Below are 18,654 nucleotides of genomic sequence, written 5' to 3'. Positions count from 1 at the left end.
CTTTCATATTCGCCGTCTCCGGCGGAGACCCCAGAAAGGGGCACATGTTACTTCTGGCTGAGCACTATAAACAGGCCGATGAGGATCACCGCGATACACAAGACCAGCAGGATCAGGCTCAAAGGACTCCGCTTACGGGGAACGTCCAGATCATCCTCATACTCGTCTTCATAATCCACGGCGTCCTGGGCCATGGTATTCGCAGCAGAGTAACCCGACTTGGCAAAGTTATTGAACGTAGGCTCCGGCTGCTCTTCAGGATCTTGGTTGTGCTCCACAATGCGGCGCACCAACTCCCCTACCTTATCAGGGTCAAGAGCTACCGTCGGGTCGTCGGCGGTGCTATCTGCATACGGCAAAGATGCGCTGGCTGACTCGGGCGTCTGGCTCCCTGCTGTCTGCTGCGTGTACGATGCATCCGGGGCGGTCGGTTTCTCGGCGGCCGTACCCTTCTTCTTGTCTAGCACCGACAGGTCCAGCCCTTGTGCATCAACAGCAGAGACAGGTGCTGGCAGCTTCGTGGGCTTTGCCTGCTGAGCATCTGCTGTCGCTGATGCGGCAGGGGCGGAAGGCTCGGACTTGGTGATATTAATATCGGGCTGTTTAGCCTGCACGAAGGAACTCTGCCCAACGGTCATGCTCGGCTTATCAGCCGCCGATACTGCCTCAGCAGTATTGGAGGCGCTGCTCTTGCGACCATCACCAGCAACATCTGCCGCGGTAAGACCGGTGCCGCCCGCCTCTGAAGTAGCAGCGAGAGCAGCTTCCGTATCAGCAGCTACCGATGCAGCACTTGAGACGGTAGAAGAACTGGTCTTCCGTGTCCCCGAGGCAGCGGCACTCTTCGCGGATTTTGAGGCAGAAGAAATCGACGTCAAGCTAATACCGCGCTCCTCCAGATCGGGAACCAAAATTGCGGTACCCGCACCAGGGTTAGAGGATTTGACGGTGTCCCAGGGGTTATTAGGGTTCAGGGGTGCCTGCCGCTTTGAAGCCCCAACGGCCGAACCGATCTTAGCTTTTTCCTTCTGCGCAGCACCAGAGGCTGTTCCAGCGTCCACATCAGATTCCACCTTCGGCTCATCACGCACCAAATAATCATGCATCGGTAACGAGCTTGTTTCAGGTGCGGGAGCAGTAAAGGAAGAGGTCAGCGGAATGTTCAAGGCGCTCAAATCTGAGGGGTCCTTGCTTGTACTCTTCTGCTGTTGCTGGTTCGGCTTAATAGCGTTCAGGCTGCTGGTCAGCGGCTCAGGCTCGTTCAGCTTATCCTCGTCGTTGGCGCTCATATCAATAGCACCCTGCGCGGCAAGAGCAGCGAAACGACGCTGAATTGAGAGCACACGGGGGTCGACCACCAGATTATTCACCACGGGGCCCATATGATCCACAGGCTCCGGAAGTTTACCGCGGCCCATAGCACGAATATACTCTGCTGCCTCTTCACGGTAACGAGCCAGACGACGTGGACCCATCATCTTCGTGGGTGGAGGAACCTCGATCCCGTCTTCAGTAACATAGGTCTCATAGAGGTAGGCTTCCTCTTCTGCGTAAGGCTTATTAGTGCCTTCCTGAGATTCAGTCATTCTAACCCTCTTCTTCCGTTACATAAACATTGTCTAACGCGCCCTGGGCGCTCGATCCCTCTACGGCTTCCCCACGCGGCAAACCCGCATCATAGGTTGACGTCGAATCGTCAGCGGAGTACAGCCCATACTTATTGATGTACTGTACCACTCCATCCGGCACCAAATACCAGATAGGTGCTCCGTCAGACGCACGGCGGCGAATATCTGTCGATGAAATCGCCATCGCAGGAATCTCAAGTGTAGTGATCTGTCTACCCTCCCCGACCGGCGGGTCAAGCTCATGGCCGGGGCGTGTGACCCCCACAAAGCTTGCTAAGTCCCACAGCTTATGCGCGTTGTGCCATGTCATCATCTGGCTAATCGCGTCCGCGCCAGTGATGAAGAATAAATCAGCATCGGGTCGTAACTGGCGTAATTCATTAAGGGTATCAAAAGTGTAGGTTGCACCGCCACGATCTATATCTATACGGCTGACCGTGAACCGTGGGTTTGAAGCGGTGGCAATCACAGTCATGAGGTACCTGTGCTCAGGATCGCTGACCCGCCGCTGCCCTGTTTTCTGCCAAGGCTGCCCTGTGGGTACGAACACCACTTCGTCAAGGTCGAACACAGCGGCAACTTCGCTAGCCGCCACTAAGTGGCCATGGTGGATGGGGTCAAACGTACCACCCATAACCCCCAGCCGGGTACGGCCAGAAGTTCGCGGCGGAATCGATTCGATATTAATTCGAGAAGGCTGAGGTGTCACAGTCTATATAATCTTCCGGTTACTGACCGTGCCTCGAGTTGTATTCCTTGAGCAGCTTAGCCTCTTCATCATCAAAAGCTTCAGGTGTGTGGTCAGGACGAACAATGCCACGGCCGCTGTATGACAGGGTTATCAACAGAAGAACAGCAAAGACCACGGCGGCGATCACACCATACATGTAGGTGGGCAGGCCCAGCAACATACCGTCTGCATGCTCAGCACCAGCGCCGTGTGCAAGAATAGCGGTACTCACGTATGTGATGTCCTTTCAACTTAGGTAAAAATCCTCATATGTTTCTATGCTACCGTGTTGCAGCGAAAATCGGGTAAATCACGGGTATTGACTGCACAGTATTGGATGTGCATTAACCACGTTTTTGTATACCCATCTCCGTTATTAGCCCTTGATGTGAGCGCCGTAGCCTATTCGAGGGGCGCTAGCAGGCTTTTTCTGATGTGAACCTCACATAGATATGTGTCAAGAGGTAGCATGTATGCCCCTAGCGAACACAGCTATTGTGTGGCAGCTAATACACCAGGAGCTTACATTGGGTTACTCAGCATCGGGCATGTCGATTCCCTCAGTGGGGCGCTTCTCCTTCAACTTTTTACGGTATTCCACAGACTCGGTCCACACGCCCGCGACACGTTCCTGCTCAAGCTCTGCACGGGCCTCAGCTTTCGCATCCATACGTTCCTTATATTCCTCACGTTTCTGCGCGCGGGTGGGACGAATAATCTCTTCAAGGCGAGTATCGGTACCGCGCGGAGAAGACAGAAGCTCAGCGCCGCCGACCATTGTGGGCTCCCAGTCGAAGACCACAGAGTTATCGTCCTCACCAATAACTACAGCGTCCCCGGCACGAGCACCAGATTTGAAAAGCTCATCTTCAACACCCAGCTTTGCCAGGCGATCCGCCAGGTACCCAACAGCCTCGTCATTGTTGAAGTCAGTCTGTTGAATCCAACGTTCCGGTTTCTCACCAATAACCCTAAAGAGCGGCTCAAGGTTGCGCTCCTCGCGGCGAATAATGAACTCTTGTTTCTTCTTAGAACGGAAACCTTTGGGACGCACAACGGGGGCGTCAACCACAGGTTTATCATCTTCACTGGCACGTTTCTGGCGGTCTTCTTCAACAAGGTTAGCCATCGCGAATATAAGCGGTTTAAGCCCTTCGTGGGAGGCCGTTGATATCTCAAACACCCGATACCCCATCTTCTCAAAATCGGGTCGCACGAAATCAGCAAGTTCACGCGCCTCGGGTACATCAATTTTGTTGAGAACGATCATCTGGGGGCGCTCGTTGAGCGGCACGGTCACGCCAGCAGTGGGGTCCACCTCATAGTTTTCGAGCTCGCCGCGAATAACCTCAAAATCGCTCATGGGGTCTCGGCCAGGCTCCAGGGTGGCACAATCAATGACGTGCACCAGCGCGGAGGAGCGCTCAACATGGCGTAAGAAACGGTGACCCAACCCCTTACCTTCGGAGGCGCCTTCAATCAAACCGGGAACATCCGCAACGGTGTACCGAACATCACCTGCCTGCACAACACCCAAGTTTGGGATAAGGGTCGTAAAAGGATAGTCAGCGATTTTGGGCCGAGCCGCAGAGATAGCAGCGATCAGCGACGATTTACCGGCTGAGGGGTATCCAACAAGCGCAATATCAGCAATAGACTTAAGCTCTAGAACAATGTCAGTTTCCTCCCCGGGAATACCAAGGAGTGCGAAACCGGGAGCTTTACGTTTGGCCGATGCCAGCGCGGCGTTTCCGAGGCCGCCCTGACCGCCCCGTGCGGCAATATATTCATCGCCTACATGCAACAGGTCGGCAAGCACGTTACCGTCACGGTCTTTAACAACGGTTCCCTGAGGTACGGTAAGCACTAGGTTTTCGCCGTTGTAGCCGTGGTGCATATCGCCGCGGCCAATATCTCCATTAGGGGCGTGCTGGTGGGGGCTGTGGTGGTATTCCAATAGCGTGGTGGTCTGGTTATCGACACGCAAAATCACGTCCCCACCATTGCCGCCGTTACCACCGTTGGGGCCGCCTAGCGGCTTAAATTTTTCACGGCGCACGGAAACACAACCGTTGCCGCCGCGACCGCCGGATACATGCAGGACCACGCGGTCCACGAATTCTGCCACGGGTGTTCTCCTTCTACATTTTCACGTGTGATGTGTTAGCGCGCCACTATGAGCGCGCAGGCACCGCCGTTACTGTTGGCGGTGGGCTACCGGTGTTTAAGCATACGGTAAGAGGGGGTAAGCCGTGAAGCCTACCCCCTCTTGCCTGACTGGCGCGAGTCTTACTCGGCGGCTGCCAGGATGTTAACGACCTTGCGGCCCTTGCGGGTACCGAACTCGACGGTGCCTGCTGCCAGAGCGAACAGGGTGTCGTCGCCACCGCGGCCAACGTTCAGGCCGGGGTGGAAGTGGGTGCCGCGCTGACGAACAAGGATCTCGCCTGCGTTGACGGTCTGACCGCCGAAGCGCTTAACACCGAGGTACTGGGGGTTCGAGTCACGACCGTTGCGGGTGGAGCTTGCGCCCTTCTTATGTGCCATTCTGTTTTCCTACCTTAAGGTTTATATCCGGTGGTTAAGATTACGCGTTGATTGCGGTGATCTTAACGGTGGTCAGCTCAGCGCGGAAGCCCTGACGCTTCTTGTAACCGGTCTTGTTCTTGTACTTCTGAATAACGATCTTCGGACCGCGCAGGTCTTCAATCTTTTCAGCAGTTACCTTGGCGGAAGCCAGGGACTTTGCGTCAGCGGTGATCTTGTCACCGTCAACGAGCAGCAGTACGGGCAGCTCGATGGTGCTACCGGGTTCACCTGCAACACGGTCAAGGGTAATTTTGTCTCCGACGGAGACCTTCTCCTGGCGGCCGCCAGCGCGTACAATCGCGTATGCCACTTTGGGACTCACTTTTCTCGACATCTTGCTTCTTCGTATCTCACACGTGCAGACAGCCTGCGCTTTCATTGCTGTGCGTTCCACAGGTATCTCATATGATCCTGGTGTGGATGCGGCCCGTGTCCCTCGTGGGATTGCCCAGTTGGATACACGCTCGGTCTGCCGGTGGTGTCTTCCAGAAACGCTGTAATAAGGGCTTCCAGAAGTGGTATCTCCCGCTGACCCTGCGTCGATAGGGCTTCACTGAGATAAATACCAATCGTTAAGGATACTGTATGCGCGGGTTTAGGCGCAATCCACCCCTTTGGGCAGTAAATAACAACGCCAGCACCGCAGTCACCTTCGGACTTGTGGTACCGGCGTTATTGTTATTTCCGATACGAACAGATCTAGGCCCTATTCTTTGCCGGCTCGTTTAATATCGGCAGCGGAAACACCGATGCCGAAAAGGGTCGGGGTTTCGGATTCGACGGGGGCTTTCGCGTCCGCCACAGAGGCCGAAGCCACCACCGAACCATGAGCCGACTCGGCGGCATCCACCGTCACAACCTTCGACTGTGCACCCGCCGAAGACGCCGCACGACGAGAACGACGCTTACGCGGCGCGGCCGCCGGTTCAGCAGCAGCCGTAGACGCCTGCTTCACCGGCTCAGCCTCAGTGACCTGAGCCCCGGCAGAACCACCCACACGGATGACACCCGAAACACGCGGCGCACCCGCATCAGCGGCGGGAGCATGACCCACCACACCCGAAACGGCGGTTTGGCCCCCCTGTGCAGCCCCATCAGCGGAGACGGCACGGCGCGAACGGCGGCTCTTCTTGGGGGACTCATGAACGTCCTCCACCCGCACGTCATCGCGGGTTTTCTGGGCCTGCTCATCCTCAACCCGTTTCGACCGGAAACCGCCGCCCTCCGTGCGCGCGATACGGCCTGCCTTCTGCGACGCACGAGCCTTCGCCTCGCCCGCCCTAATAGCCTCATACCGGGCAGAGCTACGCGTAAACCGGGAATCCAGCTCAGGGCTGTACGAGTCCGCGAAATCCTGCGCCGTAAACGCGCCCTGCTCGCCGCTCCAATGGGAATCGTCGTCAATCTTAGCGATCTTCGCCTCAGCCTGAGCCACATACTCATGAGCCTGTTCACTCGCAGCCTCGGGGGCTGTCCCCTGAGCGTTCTGAGTATTCTGATCCTCAGCACCCTCAGTGCGGCGTGAGCGTTTACGACGCTTACGCTTCTTACGTCCCTGCTCCTCAGCCTCATCAGACTGCTGGGATGCTGCCGCGATTGAGGCCATAGCGCTGCGGCGCTCCGCCTTCTTCTCTTCCTTCTCGGCATCTACCGAATCAACACGGCTAGCCGCAGCACGGGAACGTTTGCGGTCGGTGCGTTCTTGGCGGTGAATAAAATCTGAGGCGCCGCCCGAGCGGCCGCTAAGCGGCTGGTCGTGCACCAGCAGTCCGCGACCACCGCACGACTCGCACTGCTGTGAGAACACCTCAAGCAAGCCTGTACCCAGGCGTTTACGGGTCATCTGCACCAGACCCAGGGAGGTCACTTCAGCAACCTGGTGCTTAGTGCGGTCGCGCCCCAAGCACTCGATCAGGCGGCGCAGCACAAGGTCACGGTTCGATTCGAGCACCATATCGATAAAGTCGATCACAATAATGCCGCCGATATCACGCAGGCGAAGCTGACGCACAATCTCCTCAGCCGCCTCCAAGTTATTCTTGGTGACGGTCTCCTCAAGGTTGCCGCCGCTACCAGTGAACTTACCGGTGTTCACATCCACCACGGTCATAGCCTCGGTGCGGTCAATCACCAGCGAACCGCCCGAGGGCAGATACACCTTGCGGTCCAGGGCCTTCGACAACTGCTCATTCACGCGGTAGTGGTCGAAAAGGTCATCCTCCCCTTCCCACTTCTGCAGTCGGCCCATCAAATCCGGGGCCACATAGGTCACGTACGCTTCAATCGAATCCCAAGCGTCAGCACCCTGCACCTGCATGGCGGTGAAATCCTCATTGAACACATCACGCACCGTCTTAATCATCAGGTCAGGCTCCTGATACAGCATCTCTGGGGCGAGCACCTTACGGGAGTTAGCCTGCTGCTGGATCTCCTCCCACTGCGCACGCAGACGGTTAATGTCGTGAGTCAGTTCCTCCTCAGAAGCACCCTCAGCGGCGGTACGCACAATCACGCCTGCCCCATCGGGCAGCTTATCTTTCAAAATCTTCTTCAAGCGCGCACGCTCAGTATCGGGAAGCTTACGCGAAATACCGGTCATTGAGCCGCCCGGCACGTACACCAAAAAACGCCCCGGCAAAGACACCTGGCTCGTCAGGCGGGCGCCTTTCTGCCCAATCGGGTCTTTAGTGACCTGCACCAGCACCGAATCACCAGGTTTTAAGGCGTTCTCAATCTTGCGGGGAGTACCCTCAAGACCGCTCACATCCCAATTCACCTCACCGGCATACAGCACAGCATTCCGGCCACGCCCAATATCGACGAACGCCGCCTCCATTGACGGCAGTACGTTCTGAACCTTCCCCAGGTACACGTTACCGATCAGCGAATCCTGCTGCGTCTTCGACACAAAATGCTCCGCGAGCACCCCATCCTCAAGCACAGCGATCTGGATACGGTCATCCTTCTGCCGCACCAGCATCTGCCGGTCCACAGACTCGCGGCGCGCCAAAAACTCCGCCTCAGTCACAATGTGACGGCGGCGTCCCATCGACCGGGACTCGCGGCGGCGGGCACGTTTAGCTTCAAGGCGGGTTGAACCGCGCACACCAGTAACAGTGTTTGAAGTGTGAGAATCCGGCAGACGCGGTGCACGCACCTTCGTGACGGTCTCCACCTCATCGTCATCACTGCCCTCAATCTCAATGTCCTCAGTACCGCGACGACGACGGCGACGGCGGTGACTTGTGACCTCAGCCTCAGCAGCAACTTCCTCAAGGCGACGAGCCATCCGTGCCGCACGCTCGGCCTCAATACGTGCCGCACGCTGCTGTTCATACTCAAGAGTTGCTGCCGCTGAAAGCTCAGCAACATTTGGAGAATAAAACAGTGGCATAGCCCGTGGCGTTAACGAGGCGCGCATCTGTGCGAGCTTCTGCTGCTGCACATCACGCAGAGTTTTCGATTCCCCTTCAGAACTGGACTTTTCCTCAGATTCATCCTTCGGGGTATCTACCTCCGGCAGGGCTACAATGTCTGTCTCCGGTTCAGAAACCTGCGGTTCTTCGGCGGTACCAGCGGTAGCAACCGATGTATCTGCCTGAGCAGCCGGGGTCTGAACCGCTGTGACGGGTGAATCTTCTGAACTGGGTTTCTCAGTCACAGATTCAGGAGCTTCAGGTTCTGCGGCGGAGGTGTCTTCATTAGTTCCCTGCTCTGTATTCGGCAAAACGGCGGTCTGCTGCTCAGCTGCTGCCTCATCCTGAGAGGATTCGGAGCTATTGGCGGCATCATCAGCGCCTTCAAAAATTCTATCGATAGTGCTCGCGACCTCATCCTCCGAAGCTGGTTCGGCAGATTTTTTCGGGGCAGGAGCATGCTTCGCCTTTAAATTCCGTAGATCACTCAGGCTCTCAGCAACTGCACGTTCAGGGCTCAGCTCCTCCGAATCCTTAGACCCAGATTCAGCCTTGGAACGGCGAGAAACCGTACTCTTTTTTGAGGAACCGCGCCCCCGTTTTTTCTCGGCCTGATCGGCCTTATCCGCTCCCGGCACTTTCTCATTCAGGGAACGCACCGTCTCATCAGAGACATTCTTCTCACTCGCAAGTGATGCGATGTCGGCCAAAACACCCATATTCAGGCCGGATTCATTGGCGTTCATCTCTTCAGCCATATTTCCTTCTCTTGGTGCTCCCAAGCCGCATCTTGACGCACTAGCATTCGTTGCGCGCACGCGCATAAGCCTATCTACCCTATTCACAGCTCAAGCCCCCGGGTGCGCACACTATGCGCAACTACCGCGGAGGCGAGCGGCGGAGCGTCCTTTCGCATTCATAGCAGCACCCCGCACTAAATGGGCCGATTTTTTCGGTCGAGCCAGCGGACTTCCATCAACGCCAGACTTCGGGGGTATCTCGCCGCGCAAACGTTCTGCGGCCTAAGGCATTCCCCTCGACGAAAATACCGGATGCGCCCTTTACATGCGGGTCAAAAGGCGCACCTCTGCTATTCTCTCACATTCACGCCCTCACCCGCCATATTTGGGGATAAACACCCACCGATGCTCACACATCAACACAGAAAAAGCGGCGTGATGCACAAATCAACACGCCGCTCCTCCACGCTACGGTGGTGGCATCTTAGCTATTGGGTGGGCTGCTACTAACCCAGGCCCAGTTCGGCATCACGTTTTTCACGTTCTTGCTGTGCCAGTCTTGGGTCAGTTGGCAAATATTCCGGACCAGACCCGGTAGCGAACGGGATACCCACCATAAAAACAAACGGGGCAATGATCAGAAGTATCACCCACAGGAGAGAGAAATGACCGGCCGTCAGCAAAAACAGTGCCGTCAAAAATACAACGGCCGATGCAAGCATCATAGTGGTGCCGAGGGCTTTCACAGATATCTCCTAGAGGTTAACGGGTCTCTCCAGTTACCCCATTATACGCACCGCCGCACAGCAACAGCCAGCCGCAGCGCAAAGCGCATCATTGAACCGGCCACAGCTGCATACCCTATGATGGTGAACACCAACTCACCAACCTGTGAAGGAGCAAATCATGAGCGAGCGTACCCTCATCCTTGTGAAGCCCGATGGTGTTGAACGTGGGCTGATCGGCCAAATTTTGAGCCGCTTTGAATCAAAGGGGTACACGATTGAGAAGCTGAAAATGCTTCAGCCCACCAAAGAACTTCTGGCCCAGCACTACGCAGAGCATGAAGGCAAGCCTTTCTACCAGCCCCTCGTGGATTTTATGGTTTCTGGCCCCGTGGTTGCTGCTGTTCTTTCGGGAGAGCGCGTCATTGAGGGGGTGCGCTCCATGCTCGGTACCTCAGACCCGACCCTAGCAGCACCGGGCACCATTCGCGGAGACTTAGGGCGTGACTGGGGCGATTCAGTACAGAAAAACCTGGTGCATGCCTCTGATTCCCCTGCCTCAGCCGAACGTGAAATTGCTCTTTGGCTGGCGTAAAACACCATCATAAAAGCTTGGGGTCTGCAGAAATATTGTTGTTTCTGCAGACCCCAAGCCCCATAGTGGGTGCTTCGAAACACCCAGTAGTTTCGGCTACATCATGCCCATGAACACGTTGAAGAACCGGATAATAATAATCCCGAATATCAGCAGGATCAGAAGCAAAATACTAAACCAGGTCCACCCCGTTGCGCTTTGCCGCACTTGTTCTGAAGCGGGGATAACTCCCTCGACGATATTTCGAATCGTCACCTTCACGAACATGATGATCGTCATCACCCATACGATCATGCAGAACAGGCAGAGAGCATTTATCACGAACGTTGTTTCAAACCAGAGCCACAGCACAAAGACTACTGCAGCCCCCAGGCCCGCATTGGTTGCCAACCAGAACCATTTTTTATACCGCGCCCCGGCTAAAGTACCCATCGCAATGGTCATGAGGATGGGGAAGGCAACCAGCCCAATGAACGGGTTGGGGAAGCCGAAAAGTTCCGCCTGCGGGGTGCGCATCACGGTACCGCAGTTAAGGAGAGCGTTAATATCGCACAGCGAGCTGTGACCTGCATCAATAAAAATCTGTAGGCGCTCATGCACCAACATAGCTGATGAGGCGAGCGCAACTGTGGCCGTCACCATCAGCCACACGGCAAGTGAGCGTTCAGAGGATTGTGGCTCTAGACTATCTGCCGATCCTGATGCGGACGGTGTGTCCTCGTTGTGCTCCTGGGTGCCCTGTTCAACGCTCATATGCTTCTCCTGGTTGATATGAATACAGTCGGATTCGACGGTTGCAGCGTCAAAGCCTATTAGCTATCTTAACCTGTTATTTTCTTCCCGTTAAGCTCCAGACCTTGTGCGGATATAGCAGGGATGCACCACCATCCCTTTTCATGTGCACATCCCGGAGTGGGTGCAGCTATGCATCCTCATAGGTCAGTGCTGTGGATGCTGGCGTTCCCATTCTGCTTGTTCGGCCTCACGTGCCTTATTTTCAGCATCCAACCGTGTGCCCGCCCGCAGGCCATACCACCAGCACCCTACAAACCCGGCCACTACGATAAGGGTAAGCGGCAGAGTCAATGCCGACAGCGCAAGCAGAACCACCTGGAGTACCCACCCTGCGGTGTATCCCCAGGAGGATTTCAGCTGGGCGGGCAGCAGCATGAGCACCGCTGCGACCGTCAGCCCCACAGCCCAGATGAGGATTTTTACCTCAACGGGGTCGCTGAAATGATGCCCGAATACCGCTAGGGTGCCGAAGAAGGCCACAAAAGCCTCCAGTACTAGAATTGTTGAGGCAAACATGACTTTCACTGAACGGGATTTTTTCTTCATCCCCGGCTTCCAGTCACGCTGGGCGCGAGTCAGGAACTGTTTTTTCTCGGGATTGTTCTGTGCCACAGCTCTCCTGTTCAAACTTTCGGGGTCGGTGAGGGTGTCGCTACTGTGTTTCGTCACTTTCAGGTTCATCGTGGGCCAGCTCCGCCAAAATGTCATCCAACAGCCCACCGTCCGGTGCGGCGCTGGGGATAAGCCCTATATCACTATCAAGTCCTTCAGGGGCGGGCCGGGAAGCTGTGGGGCTCTCCTCGGGCTGTGCCAGCAGGGTACGCGCCTCACCAATGACCGTGACCGATCCTGTGACCAGCACACCAGCGGATTCCTGCTCAAAGAGGGCGTTTTCCATAGCGGTGGCAAGCGCCTCATCCAAGTGGTCACATACCGTAATAATGTCTTCGTCGAACCCGGCGTCGAGGGCGATCTCTTGAAGTTCTTCCGGGGCAATGGCTCGGGAAGATTCTGAGGCAGAAAGATACAACCGGAATGTGGCATCGGTTGAGTCTACGTATTCTTCACGAAGCACTTCAAAAATACCGAGAGCGTCTTTTTCGCCTAGAATACCGACAACTGCATGCACGTGGGACAGTTCAAATGCCTCTTTAAAAGCCGTAGATGCGGCGCGCACCCCATGCGGGTTATGAGCGGCGTCAAGCACTACCAAGGGCTCGCTGCGAATCATCTCAAGTCGCCCTGGCGAACGTACCTGAGCAAATCCGGCGAGTACTACGTCTCGTGCAAGGGCACGATCCCCACCGAAAAATGCCTCGACTGCGGCAAGAGCTAAGGATGCGTTCTGCCCCTGGTGCTCACCGTGTAGGGGGAGCTCAATATCGGGGTATTCTCCTGCTAAACCTCGGAGAGTCAAAAGCTGCCCCCCGACCGCGCGGGCACGCTCAACCACACCAAATTCAACACCTTCGAAGGCGTACTTGGCGTTCTGCTTACGAGCAGTATCAAGGAGTATGGTCGCTACTTCAGGGTCTTGCGCCGCAGAAATAAGGTATCCGTCGGGTTTAATAATCCCGGCTTTTTCCGTTGCAATCTCGGCCAGAGTATCCCCCAGCATATCGGTATGATCAAGGCCAACGGGTGCCACGACGGAGACAAGACCGTCGGCTACATTCGTAGAATCCCACGAACCGCCGATCCCGACTTCTAGAATCACCACGTCCACGGGCTCATCGGCAAAAATAGCGAAAGCAAGCACAGTGATGGACTCAAAGAACGTAAGTTTTGGTTCTCCGCGTGCAGCAAATTCTTCGTCCACAAGAGTGAGGTATGGCAAAATTTCATCCCAAACGCGCACGAACGTGGCATCAGGCACCGGTTCACCGTTAATGCTGATGCGCTCAGTAACACTTTCGAGATGCGGGCTCGTAAAACGCCCGGTGCGCAGATCATGAGCCAACAAAAGCGATTCAATCATGCGGGCGGTACTGGTTTTGCCGTTAGTTCCGGTGATGTGGATGACCGGGGCGGCGCGGTGTACATCCCCGAGGATTTCAACGGCTCGGAGAACCGCATCCAGCCGGGGAGCCATCTTATTTTCGGGGGCGCGTGCCAGCAATTCACCGTAGACGCGTTCAACCCCTTCGGGGTTCGGGATTGCCGGGTAGCTCATCTCGCTCATAGTGTTCTTTCCTTGACCGGTATCAAGCTGTGCGGCACAGCATCTCTACCAGGGTGCTGCCTCATGCGGCATATGTTTTTGGGTGTATAGCCGCCCCAGCACGGTACATACCGCGGTGTGTTATATGTGCCGGGGCGGCTTAGCGGCTATATTGCCCCTAGTTCTATGCTGCCTTTGCGACCGTAATGTTCAGGCTCTCGCCCTCCGTGAGGTCCAGGGAAACCGCTAGGGTCTCGCCAGTGACCAGTTCCTCGTGGGTGCGCAGAGCCTCTAGGGTGTCCTGTGGGGCACTTACCGTTAGGTTAATGCGGTCAGAGACATTCAGTCCGGCATCTTTACGGGCCTGCTGAATAGCGCGAATAGTATCGCGGGCAATACCTTCCGCCACAAGTTCATCGGTTAATTCGATGTTCAGCACTAGGAAACCGCCAGGCAGCACGGCTGCCGCTTCACGCTCGGTACCGTCATCCGAGGACGCTACCACGGTTACCAGCTCATATTCGCCGTCAACTAATACAAGCCCACCGTCGATAGTGTCGAAAGCAACGGTCACGGTGCCGTCATCGGCGATTGTCCAATCGCCAGATTTCGATGCCTTAATAGCTGTCTGAACCTGTTTGCCAAGGCGGGGACCTGCGGCACGGGCATTCACCTTCAACTGCTGCGAGATACCGTAGTCGGCGGGGTTAGCGTCCTGTGCATTCACGAGGATAACCTCACGCAGGTTCAGCTCGTCCTTCACAATCTTGACGAAGTAATCGGCGCCCTTAGTACCGAATGCGGTTTCCAGCTGTGCGAACTGCTCGTTGGCAATGGCCGCCGTGAGCGATTGCAGAGGCTGACGCACACGGATCTTCTTCTCTTTACGCAGAGAAGACCCTGTAGAGCATACAGCCCGCACGGTTTCCATGAGCGAAAGCAGCTCAGATTCATCAGCAAAGTCTTCAGCGGCAGGCCAGTCGGCAAGATGTACCGAACGCTCACCGGTCAGACCACGGTAGATTTCTTCGGTCGTGAGCGGCAGAAGTGACGCCGCTACCTTTGATACCGTCACCAAAGCGGTGTACAGGGTATCGAAGGCATCGGGGTCTTCGTCAAAGAAACGTTCACGTGAGCGGCGCACATACCAGTTGGTGAGCGCATCAGCATAAAGACGCAGATGCTCGCAGGCACTCCAGATATCGTAAGAGTCCATGTCCGCGGTAACCTGCTGTACCAGCTCCCGGGTTTTACCCAAGATAAAGCGGTCCATCACATGCTGCGAATCGTACTTCACCTGTGCCGTATATCCCGCGCCTTTGTTGGCAGCATTCGCATAGAGAGCGAAGAAGTGATAGACGTTCCACAGCGGAAGCATCACCTGTCGTACCCCTTCACGAATCCCCTGCTCGGTCACAATCAGGTTGCCGCCGCGCAGAATCGGCGATGACATGAGGAACCAGCGCATAGCATCCGAGCCGTCGCGGTCAAGAACTTCAGAGACATCCGGGTAGTTGCGCAGCGACTTTGACATTTTCTGCCCGTCAGAACCAAGCACGATACCGTGGCTGACAACATTCTTGAAGGCAGGACGGTCAAATAGTGCGGTCGCTAAAATATGCAAAGTGTAGAACCAACCGCGGGTCTGACCAATATACTCAACGATGAAATCCGCCGGATAATGGTTCTCGAACCAGTCCTTATTCTCGAAGGGATAGTGAACCTGCGCATACGGCATCGACCCGGAGTCAAACCATACGTCCAGCACGTCTTCGACGCGACGCATCGTAGACTTACCCGTTGGATCATCAGGGTTTGGACGCGTCAGCTCATCAATATAGGGACGGTGCAGATCTGGCTGCCCCTCTTTGTTCAGCGGCAGGCGACCAAAGTCAGCTTTGAGTTCTTCGAGCGATCCGTAAACATCAACACGAGGATAATTTGGATCGTCCGAAACCCAAACGGGAATAGGAGAACCCCAGAAACGGTTACGCGAAATTGACCAGTCGCGAGCGTTCTCAACCCACTTACCGAACTGCCCGTACTTGACATTTTCGGGAATCCAGTTGATCTGCTCGTTCAGCTCAGACATGCGGTCTTTGAACTCGGTCACCTTCACATACCAAGAGGTAATGGCGCGGTAAATAAGAGGATTACGGCAGCGCCAGCAGTGCGGGTAGGAGTGCACATAGGATTTCTCCACGATGAGCGCACCATCTGCCTTGAGAGCATTAATAATGGTGCGGTTTGCCTCGAAAACCTGAACTCCGGCGATACCCGCAAGCGCGGTAGACCCCGAGGGGCTAGGCTGTCCGAATAGGGGAAGGAACTTGGCGCCTTCATCTACCGAAAGCACCACGGGAATATCGTAGGATTCACAAACTTTCTGGTCGTCTTCACCATAGGCGGGTGCCTGATGAACGATACCGGTACCATCAGTGGTACTCACGTAATCGGCAACGAGAATCTGCCAGGAGGTTCCTGTGCCCCATTTCTCGGCATCGGCGAAATAGTCCCACAGCGGGGTGTAGCGCACACCTTCGAGCTGGGAGCCGGTGTAGCGCGCTGTGACGGCAGCTGCCGCATCCTCGGCGGGGCTCTCCCCCGCATACCCAAGGTCTTTCGCATAGGTTCCCAGCAGATCAGCGGCGATCAGGAAGCGCCGCCCGCCATGCTCCCCGGCACCGGGAACTACGACGTATTCAATGTCGGGTCCGACGGCGAGCGCCTGGTTGGTGGGTAAGGTCCAGGGGGTGGTGGTCCAGGCAAGTGCCTCAACGCCAGCCAGTTCAGCGACAACGTTTTTATTGGCGGCGAGCGAGTCGTCAGCGGTGAGGGTAAAAGCTACTGTGACGGTCTGATCCTGGCGATCCTGGTAGACGTCGTCATCCATGCGCAGCTCGTGGTTCGATAACGGGGTTTCGTCTTTCCAGCAGTACGGCAGAACACGGAACCCTTGGTACGTGAGCCCTTTATCGTAGAGACGCTTGAACGCCCAAATCACGGATTCCATGTACTCGACATTGAGGGTCTTATAGTCGTTCTCGAAGTCCACCCAACGCGCCTGCCTGGTCACGTATTGTTCCCATTCGTTGGTGTATTTGAGCACGGAGGCGCGTGCGGCATCGTTGAAATTATCGATGCCCATCTCTAGGATTTCTTGTTTATCGGTCATGCCGAGCTGTTTCATGGCTTCAAGCTCGGCAGGCAGACCGTGGGTGTCCCAGCCGAAGCGGCGTTCTACTTTATGCCCGCGCTGAGTTTGGTAACGTGCTACAAGGTCTTTTGCGTAACCGGTGAGCAGATGCCCATAGTGCGGCAGACCGTTTGCGAATGGAGGGCCATCGTAGAAGACGAATTCGTTATCGCCGTGGAGCCCGGCTTCGCGGTTATCGATAGATGCTTGGAAGGTTTCGTCTTTCTTCCAATAGTCGAGTACAGCTTCTTCGAGCTTAGGGAATTTAGGTGATGCGCTTACACCGTAGCCTGAGGCTTCAAACGCGCTCACCTTGGGGTAGACATTTTCTGACATGCAGTGCGCCCTATTTCTTTTCAGATTCCCGCCATTGGGTACGTGAACCGCACCCTTTGCCGAGGATGGACAAACGGGTGCAAGGACGCCTTCATCGTGCACCCCTCATGGGACGTATATGCTGGCGCGGTACCACCTTGCTTACTAACACAGCGAAACGCACCGACCCCTCCCGGGGCTGGTGGGCTTTTCGGCTCTTTTGCCCCCGGAGAGCGGCGCGTTCCGCGAGTATCAGTCGCTTATTAACAGCTGTATCGGGCTTAACCGTCCGGTTCTACTGGGACTGCATCTGTTCCGCTAAGATCCCCTCGCCGCAGCGATTAGAGTGGGGATCCGCAGGTGCGGTCTGTTCTTCCGAATTGCTCGCCGGTGATGGCCGGGTCGTTGCAAACATTTACAGTTTAGGGTGTTTCTGGGGGCCGGTGCAAGCCGGTTCGCCCCCAGTTCTTCGGGAATTATGTGCATCCCGGGCGTGTCGCCCTCGGATAGTTTTATGCCCCTTCCCCAGCACCCCATCCGCCACACCATATATTGTGGCCACGACATTCATTGCTCACAACATATGTTTGTTTCTGTGGGTTTTGGATGCATAATCACGCATCTACTGGGGGAAGGAAATGTCCATAGATATGAGCAAATTTCCCTCCCCTCCTGAGCCCCGCTTGTCTTCCTGATTGTTGAGGTACCCCCGCTCAAAGCTGCTTAAGTAAAACCGTGTAGAAGGTGTGAAACGTAGCCCAGGAATCAACCATATAACTTTCAGAGTGTTTCCAGCCTGTGGAAGTGAAAAGTCAGAGTCTTTTCAGGCGGCGGTGCCACGATAAAAATACATGCAGTACATAGTGAAAAGAGGAACCACCATGATGACGCCCCGTCCCACCGTAGTTTCTGCACCATCGCGCCGCACAGTGCTGTTTGGCTTCAGTGCGTTTGGAGCTGCCGCGCTCACCGGGTGTGTGCCGCTTTCAAGTTCGAAGAAGGCCGAAGAATCACCAAGTGATACCGCAACCACGACGTCTGCGAGCTCCTCTTCCTCCCCTTCACATTCGACGTACTCCCCCAGCACGTCCGCTTCCAGTAGTTCCAGCGGTTCATCCTCGCCGGTGGATCCCGCACAATTTATTGCTGACTGGCAGAAGTATACGGGGGATGCCAAGCTGCCGACCAAAGGCGACAACGGATATGTTCCAGCAACCGGAAGTTCCCCAGCGCAGAACGTTCCCGAACCGGATATTAATGAGGAGGCATCACGTAAGAACACTTTGGAAGGTTCGTACCAGACGCTGCTCGCCTTCCAGTCGGCCTTCAACTATTTATCGCTCACTGGCAAGGATGAACCCATTAAGAAACTTATCTTCCCGCAAGATTTTTCGATGAAACTTGAGGTCGAAAAGCACCACAGCCTGTACAGTTCAAAGGGGTGGATTGAAGGTTACAACCGTTCCGTTAAAATCAGTGACCACAGGCCTGCAGTGGCCTTTTCCGATACAGTTATCGGTGTCTCTTGGTACTTCTCTGAGAGCTATGAAAAGTTCATAGTTCACCAAGCGGGTGGGACGAATGAGGAAGTCCCCGCCCGCACGAGCGAGGGCATCATGACTACTATCTACGAAAATGGTGTGTGGAAAGTTATAAGTAACGACTACCTCAAAGAACACTACTCGTATCTCACGAGTCAAGGCCGGGAAAAGGGCGGCCACTAGCTGCCACCCGTTTCTAGCCCGGGAGGCTATGCGCAGGGCC

General features: G+C 55.6%; 14 protein-coding genes. 2 read left to right on the top strand and 12 right to left on the bottom strand.

What is annotated here, in order from left to right:
• Positions 1-47: 47 nt before the first annotated feature.
• The 8 genes from D8M23_RS02425 to D8M23_RS02390 all read right to left on the bottom strand — a co-directional run bounded on the left by D8M23_RS02425 (position 48) and on the right by D8M23_RS02390 (position 9,849).
• A complete protein-coding gene (locus tag D8M23_RS02425) occupies positions 48-1,586 on the bottom strand; it encodes a hypothetical protein (protein WP_126853491.1) in 1,539 nt (512 codons plus the stop codon).
• 1 nt (position 1,587) lies between these two features.
• On the bottom strand, positions 1,588-2,337 hold the full coding sequence (gene nadD / locus D8M23_RS02420) for a nicotinate-nucleotide adenylyltransferase (RefSeq protein WP_006887178.1): 750 nt from the start codon (positions 2,335-2,337) through the stop codon (positions 1,588-1,590).
• Between the two features lie 19 nt (positions 2,338-2,356).
• Positions 2,357-2,590, bottom strand: a complete 234-nt coding sequence (locus D8M23_RS02415) for a hypothetical protein (RefSeq protein ID WP_006887157.1) — start codon at positions 2,588-2,590, stop codon at positions 2,357-2,359.
• Between the two features lie 300 nt (positions 2,591-2,890).
• Positions 2,891-4,486, bottom strand: coding sequence for a GTPase ObgE (gene obgE, locus D8M23_RS02410; protein ID WP_126853489.1), 1,596 nt, complete (start codon positions 4,484-4,486; stop codon positions 2,891-2,893).
• Between the two features lie 161 nt (positions 4,487-4,647).
• Entirely contained in the window at positions 4,648-4,905 is a 258-nt protein-coding gene (rpmA, locus tag D8M23_RS02405) for a 50S ribosomal protein L27 (RefSeq protein ID WP_004004819.1), read from the bottom strand.
• A gap of 40 nt (positions 4,906-4,945) precedes the next feature.
• Positions 4,946-5,257: a 50S ribosomal protein L21 gene (gene rplU, locus D8M23_RS02400; protein WP_006887214.1), complete on the bottom strand. Its 312-nt coding sequence runs from the start codon at positions 5,255-5,257 to the stop codon at positions 4,946-4,948.
• 396 nt (positions 5,258-5,653) lie between these two features.
• Positions 5,654-9,121: an Rne/Rng family ribonuclease gene (locus tag D8M23_RS02395; protein ID WP_126853487.1), complete on the bottom strand. Its 3,468-nt coding sequence runs from the start codon at positions 9,119-9,121 to the stop codon at positions 5,654-5,656.
• Between the two features lie 488 nt (positions 9,122-9,609).
• Positions 9,610-9,849, bottom strand: coding sequence for a hypothetical protein (locus tag D8M23_RS02390; RefSeq protein WP_006888309.1), 240 nt, complete (start codon positions 9,847-9,849; stop codon positions 9,610-9,612).
• A gap of 160 nt (positions 9,850-10,009) precedes the next feature.
• On the opposite strand from D8M23_RS02390, the gene ndk reads away from it, so the two are divergent.
• Positions 10,010-10,423, top strand: coding sequence for a nucleoside-diphosphate kinase (gene ndk, locus D8M23_RS02385; protein WP_126853485.1), 414 nt, complete (start codon positions 10,010-10,012; stop codon positions 10,421-10,423).
• A 96-nt stretch (positions 10,424-10,519) separates the two neighbouring features.
• Here the strand turns inward: ndk and D8M23_RS02380 are convergent, their stop codons facing one another.
• The 4 genes from D8M23_RS02380 to ileS all read right to left on the bottom strand — a co-directional run bounded on the left by D8M23_RS02380 (position 10,520) and on the right by ileS (position 16,911).
• The gene (locus D8M23_RS02380; protein ID WP_126853483.1) at positions 10,520-11,176 is read right to left on the bottom strand and encodes a vitamin K epoxide reductase family protein; all 657 of its coding nucleotides are present in this window, start codon (positions 11,174-11,176) and stop codon (positions 10,520-10,522) included.
• 186 nt (positions 11,177-11,362) lie between these two features.
• Positions 11,363-11,764 carry a DUF4233 domain-containing protein gene (locus D8M23_RS02375; RefSeq protein ID WP_126853934.1) on the bottom strand — a complete coding sequence of 134 codons (402 nt, stop codon included), beginning with the start codon at positions 11,762-11,764 and terminating at the stop codon, positions 11,363-11,365.
• Positions 11,765-11,870: 106 nt separating this feature from the next.
• The gene (locus D8M23_RS02370; RefSeq protein WP_126853481.1) at positions 11,871-13,400 is read right to left on the bottom strand and encodes a bifunctional folylpolyglutamate synthase/dihydrofolate synthase; all 1,530 of its coding nucleotides are present in this window, start codon (positions 13,398-13,400) and stop codon (positions 11,871-11,873) included.
• A gap of 163 nt (positions 13,401-13,563) precedes the next feature.
• On the bottom strand, positions 13,564-16,911 hold the full coding sequence (gene ileS / locus D8M23_RS02365; protein ID WP_126853480.1) for an isoleucine--tRNA ligase: 3,348 nt from the start codon (positions 16,909-16,911) through the stop codon (positions 13,564-13,566).
• Between the two features lie 860 nt (positions 16,912-17,771).
• On the opposite strand from ileS, the gene D8M23_RS02360 reads away from it, so the two are divergent.
• Entirely contained in the window at positions 17,772-18,614 is an 843-nt protein-coding gene (locus tag D8M23_RS02360) for a DUF6318 family protein (protein WP_126853478.1), read from the top strand.
• Positions 18,615-18,654 lie beyond the last annotated feature (40 nt).

The sequence above is a fragment of the Rothia sp. HSID18067 genome (assembly GCF_003989445.1).
GTDB lineage: Bacteria > Actinomycetota > Actinomycetes > Actinomycetales > Micrococcaceae > Rothia > Rothia aeria.
The sequence above is the reverse complement of the archived record's forward strand: the minus strand, read 5'-3'. Positions and strand labels throughout refer to the sequence as shown.

Coding starts and splice junctions, on each gene's coding strand:
- D8M23_RS02375 (WP_126853934.1), bottom strand. CDS start 11,764: ATGAAGAAAAAATCCCGTTCAGTGAAAGTCATGTTTGCCTCAACAATT.
- D8M23_RS02425 (WP_126853491.1), bottom strand. CDS start 1,586: ATGACTGAATCTCAGGAAGGCACTAATAAGCCTTACGCAGAAGAGGAA.
- D8M23_RS02380 (WP_126853483.1), bottom strand. CDS start 11,176: ATGAGCGTTGAACAGGGCACCCAGGAGCACAACGAGGACACACCGTCC.
- D8M23_RS02370 (WP_126853481.1), bottom strand. CDS start 13,400: ATGAGCGAGATGAGCTACCCGGCAATCCCGAACCCCGAAGGGGTTGAA.
- rpmA (WP_004004819.1), bottom strand. CDS start 4,905: ATGGCACATAAGAAGGGCGCAAGCTCCACCCGCAACGGTCGTGACTCG.
- ileS (WP_126853480.1), bottom strand. CDS start 16,911: ATGTCAGAAAATGTCTACCCCAAGGTGAGCGCGTTTGAAGCCTCAGGC.
- D8M23_RS02395 (WP_126853487.1), bottom strand. CDS start 9,121: ATGGCTGAAGAGATGAACGCCAATGAATCCGGCCTGAATATGGGTGTT.
- ndk (WP_126853485.1), top strand. CDS start 10,010: ATGAGCGAGCGTACCCTCATCCTTGTGAAGCCCGATGGTGTTGAACGT.
- D8M23_RS02360 (WP_126853478.1), top strand. CDS start 17,772: ATGATGACGCCCCGTCCCACCGTAGTTTCTGCACCATCGCGCCGCACA.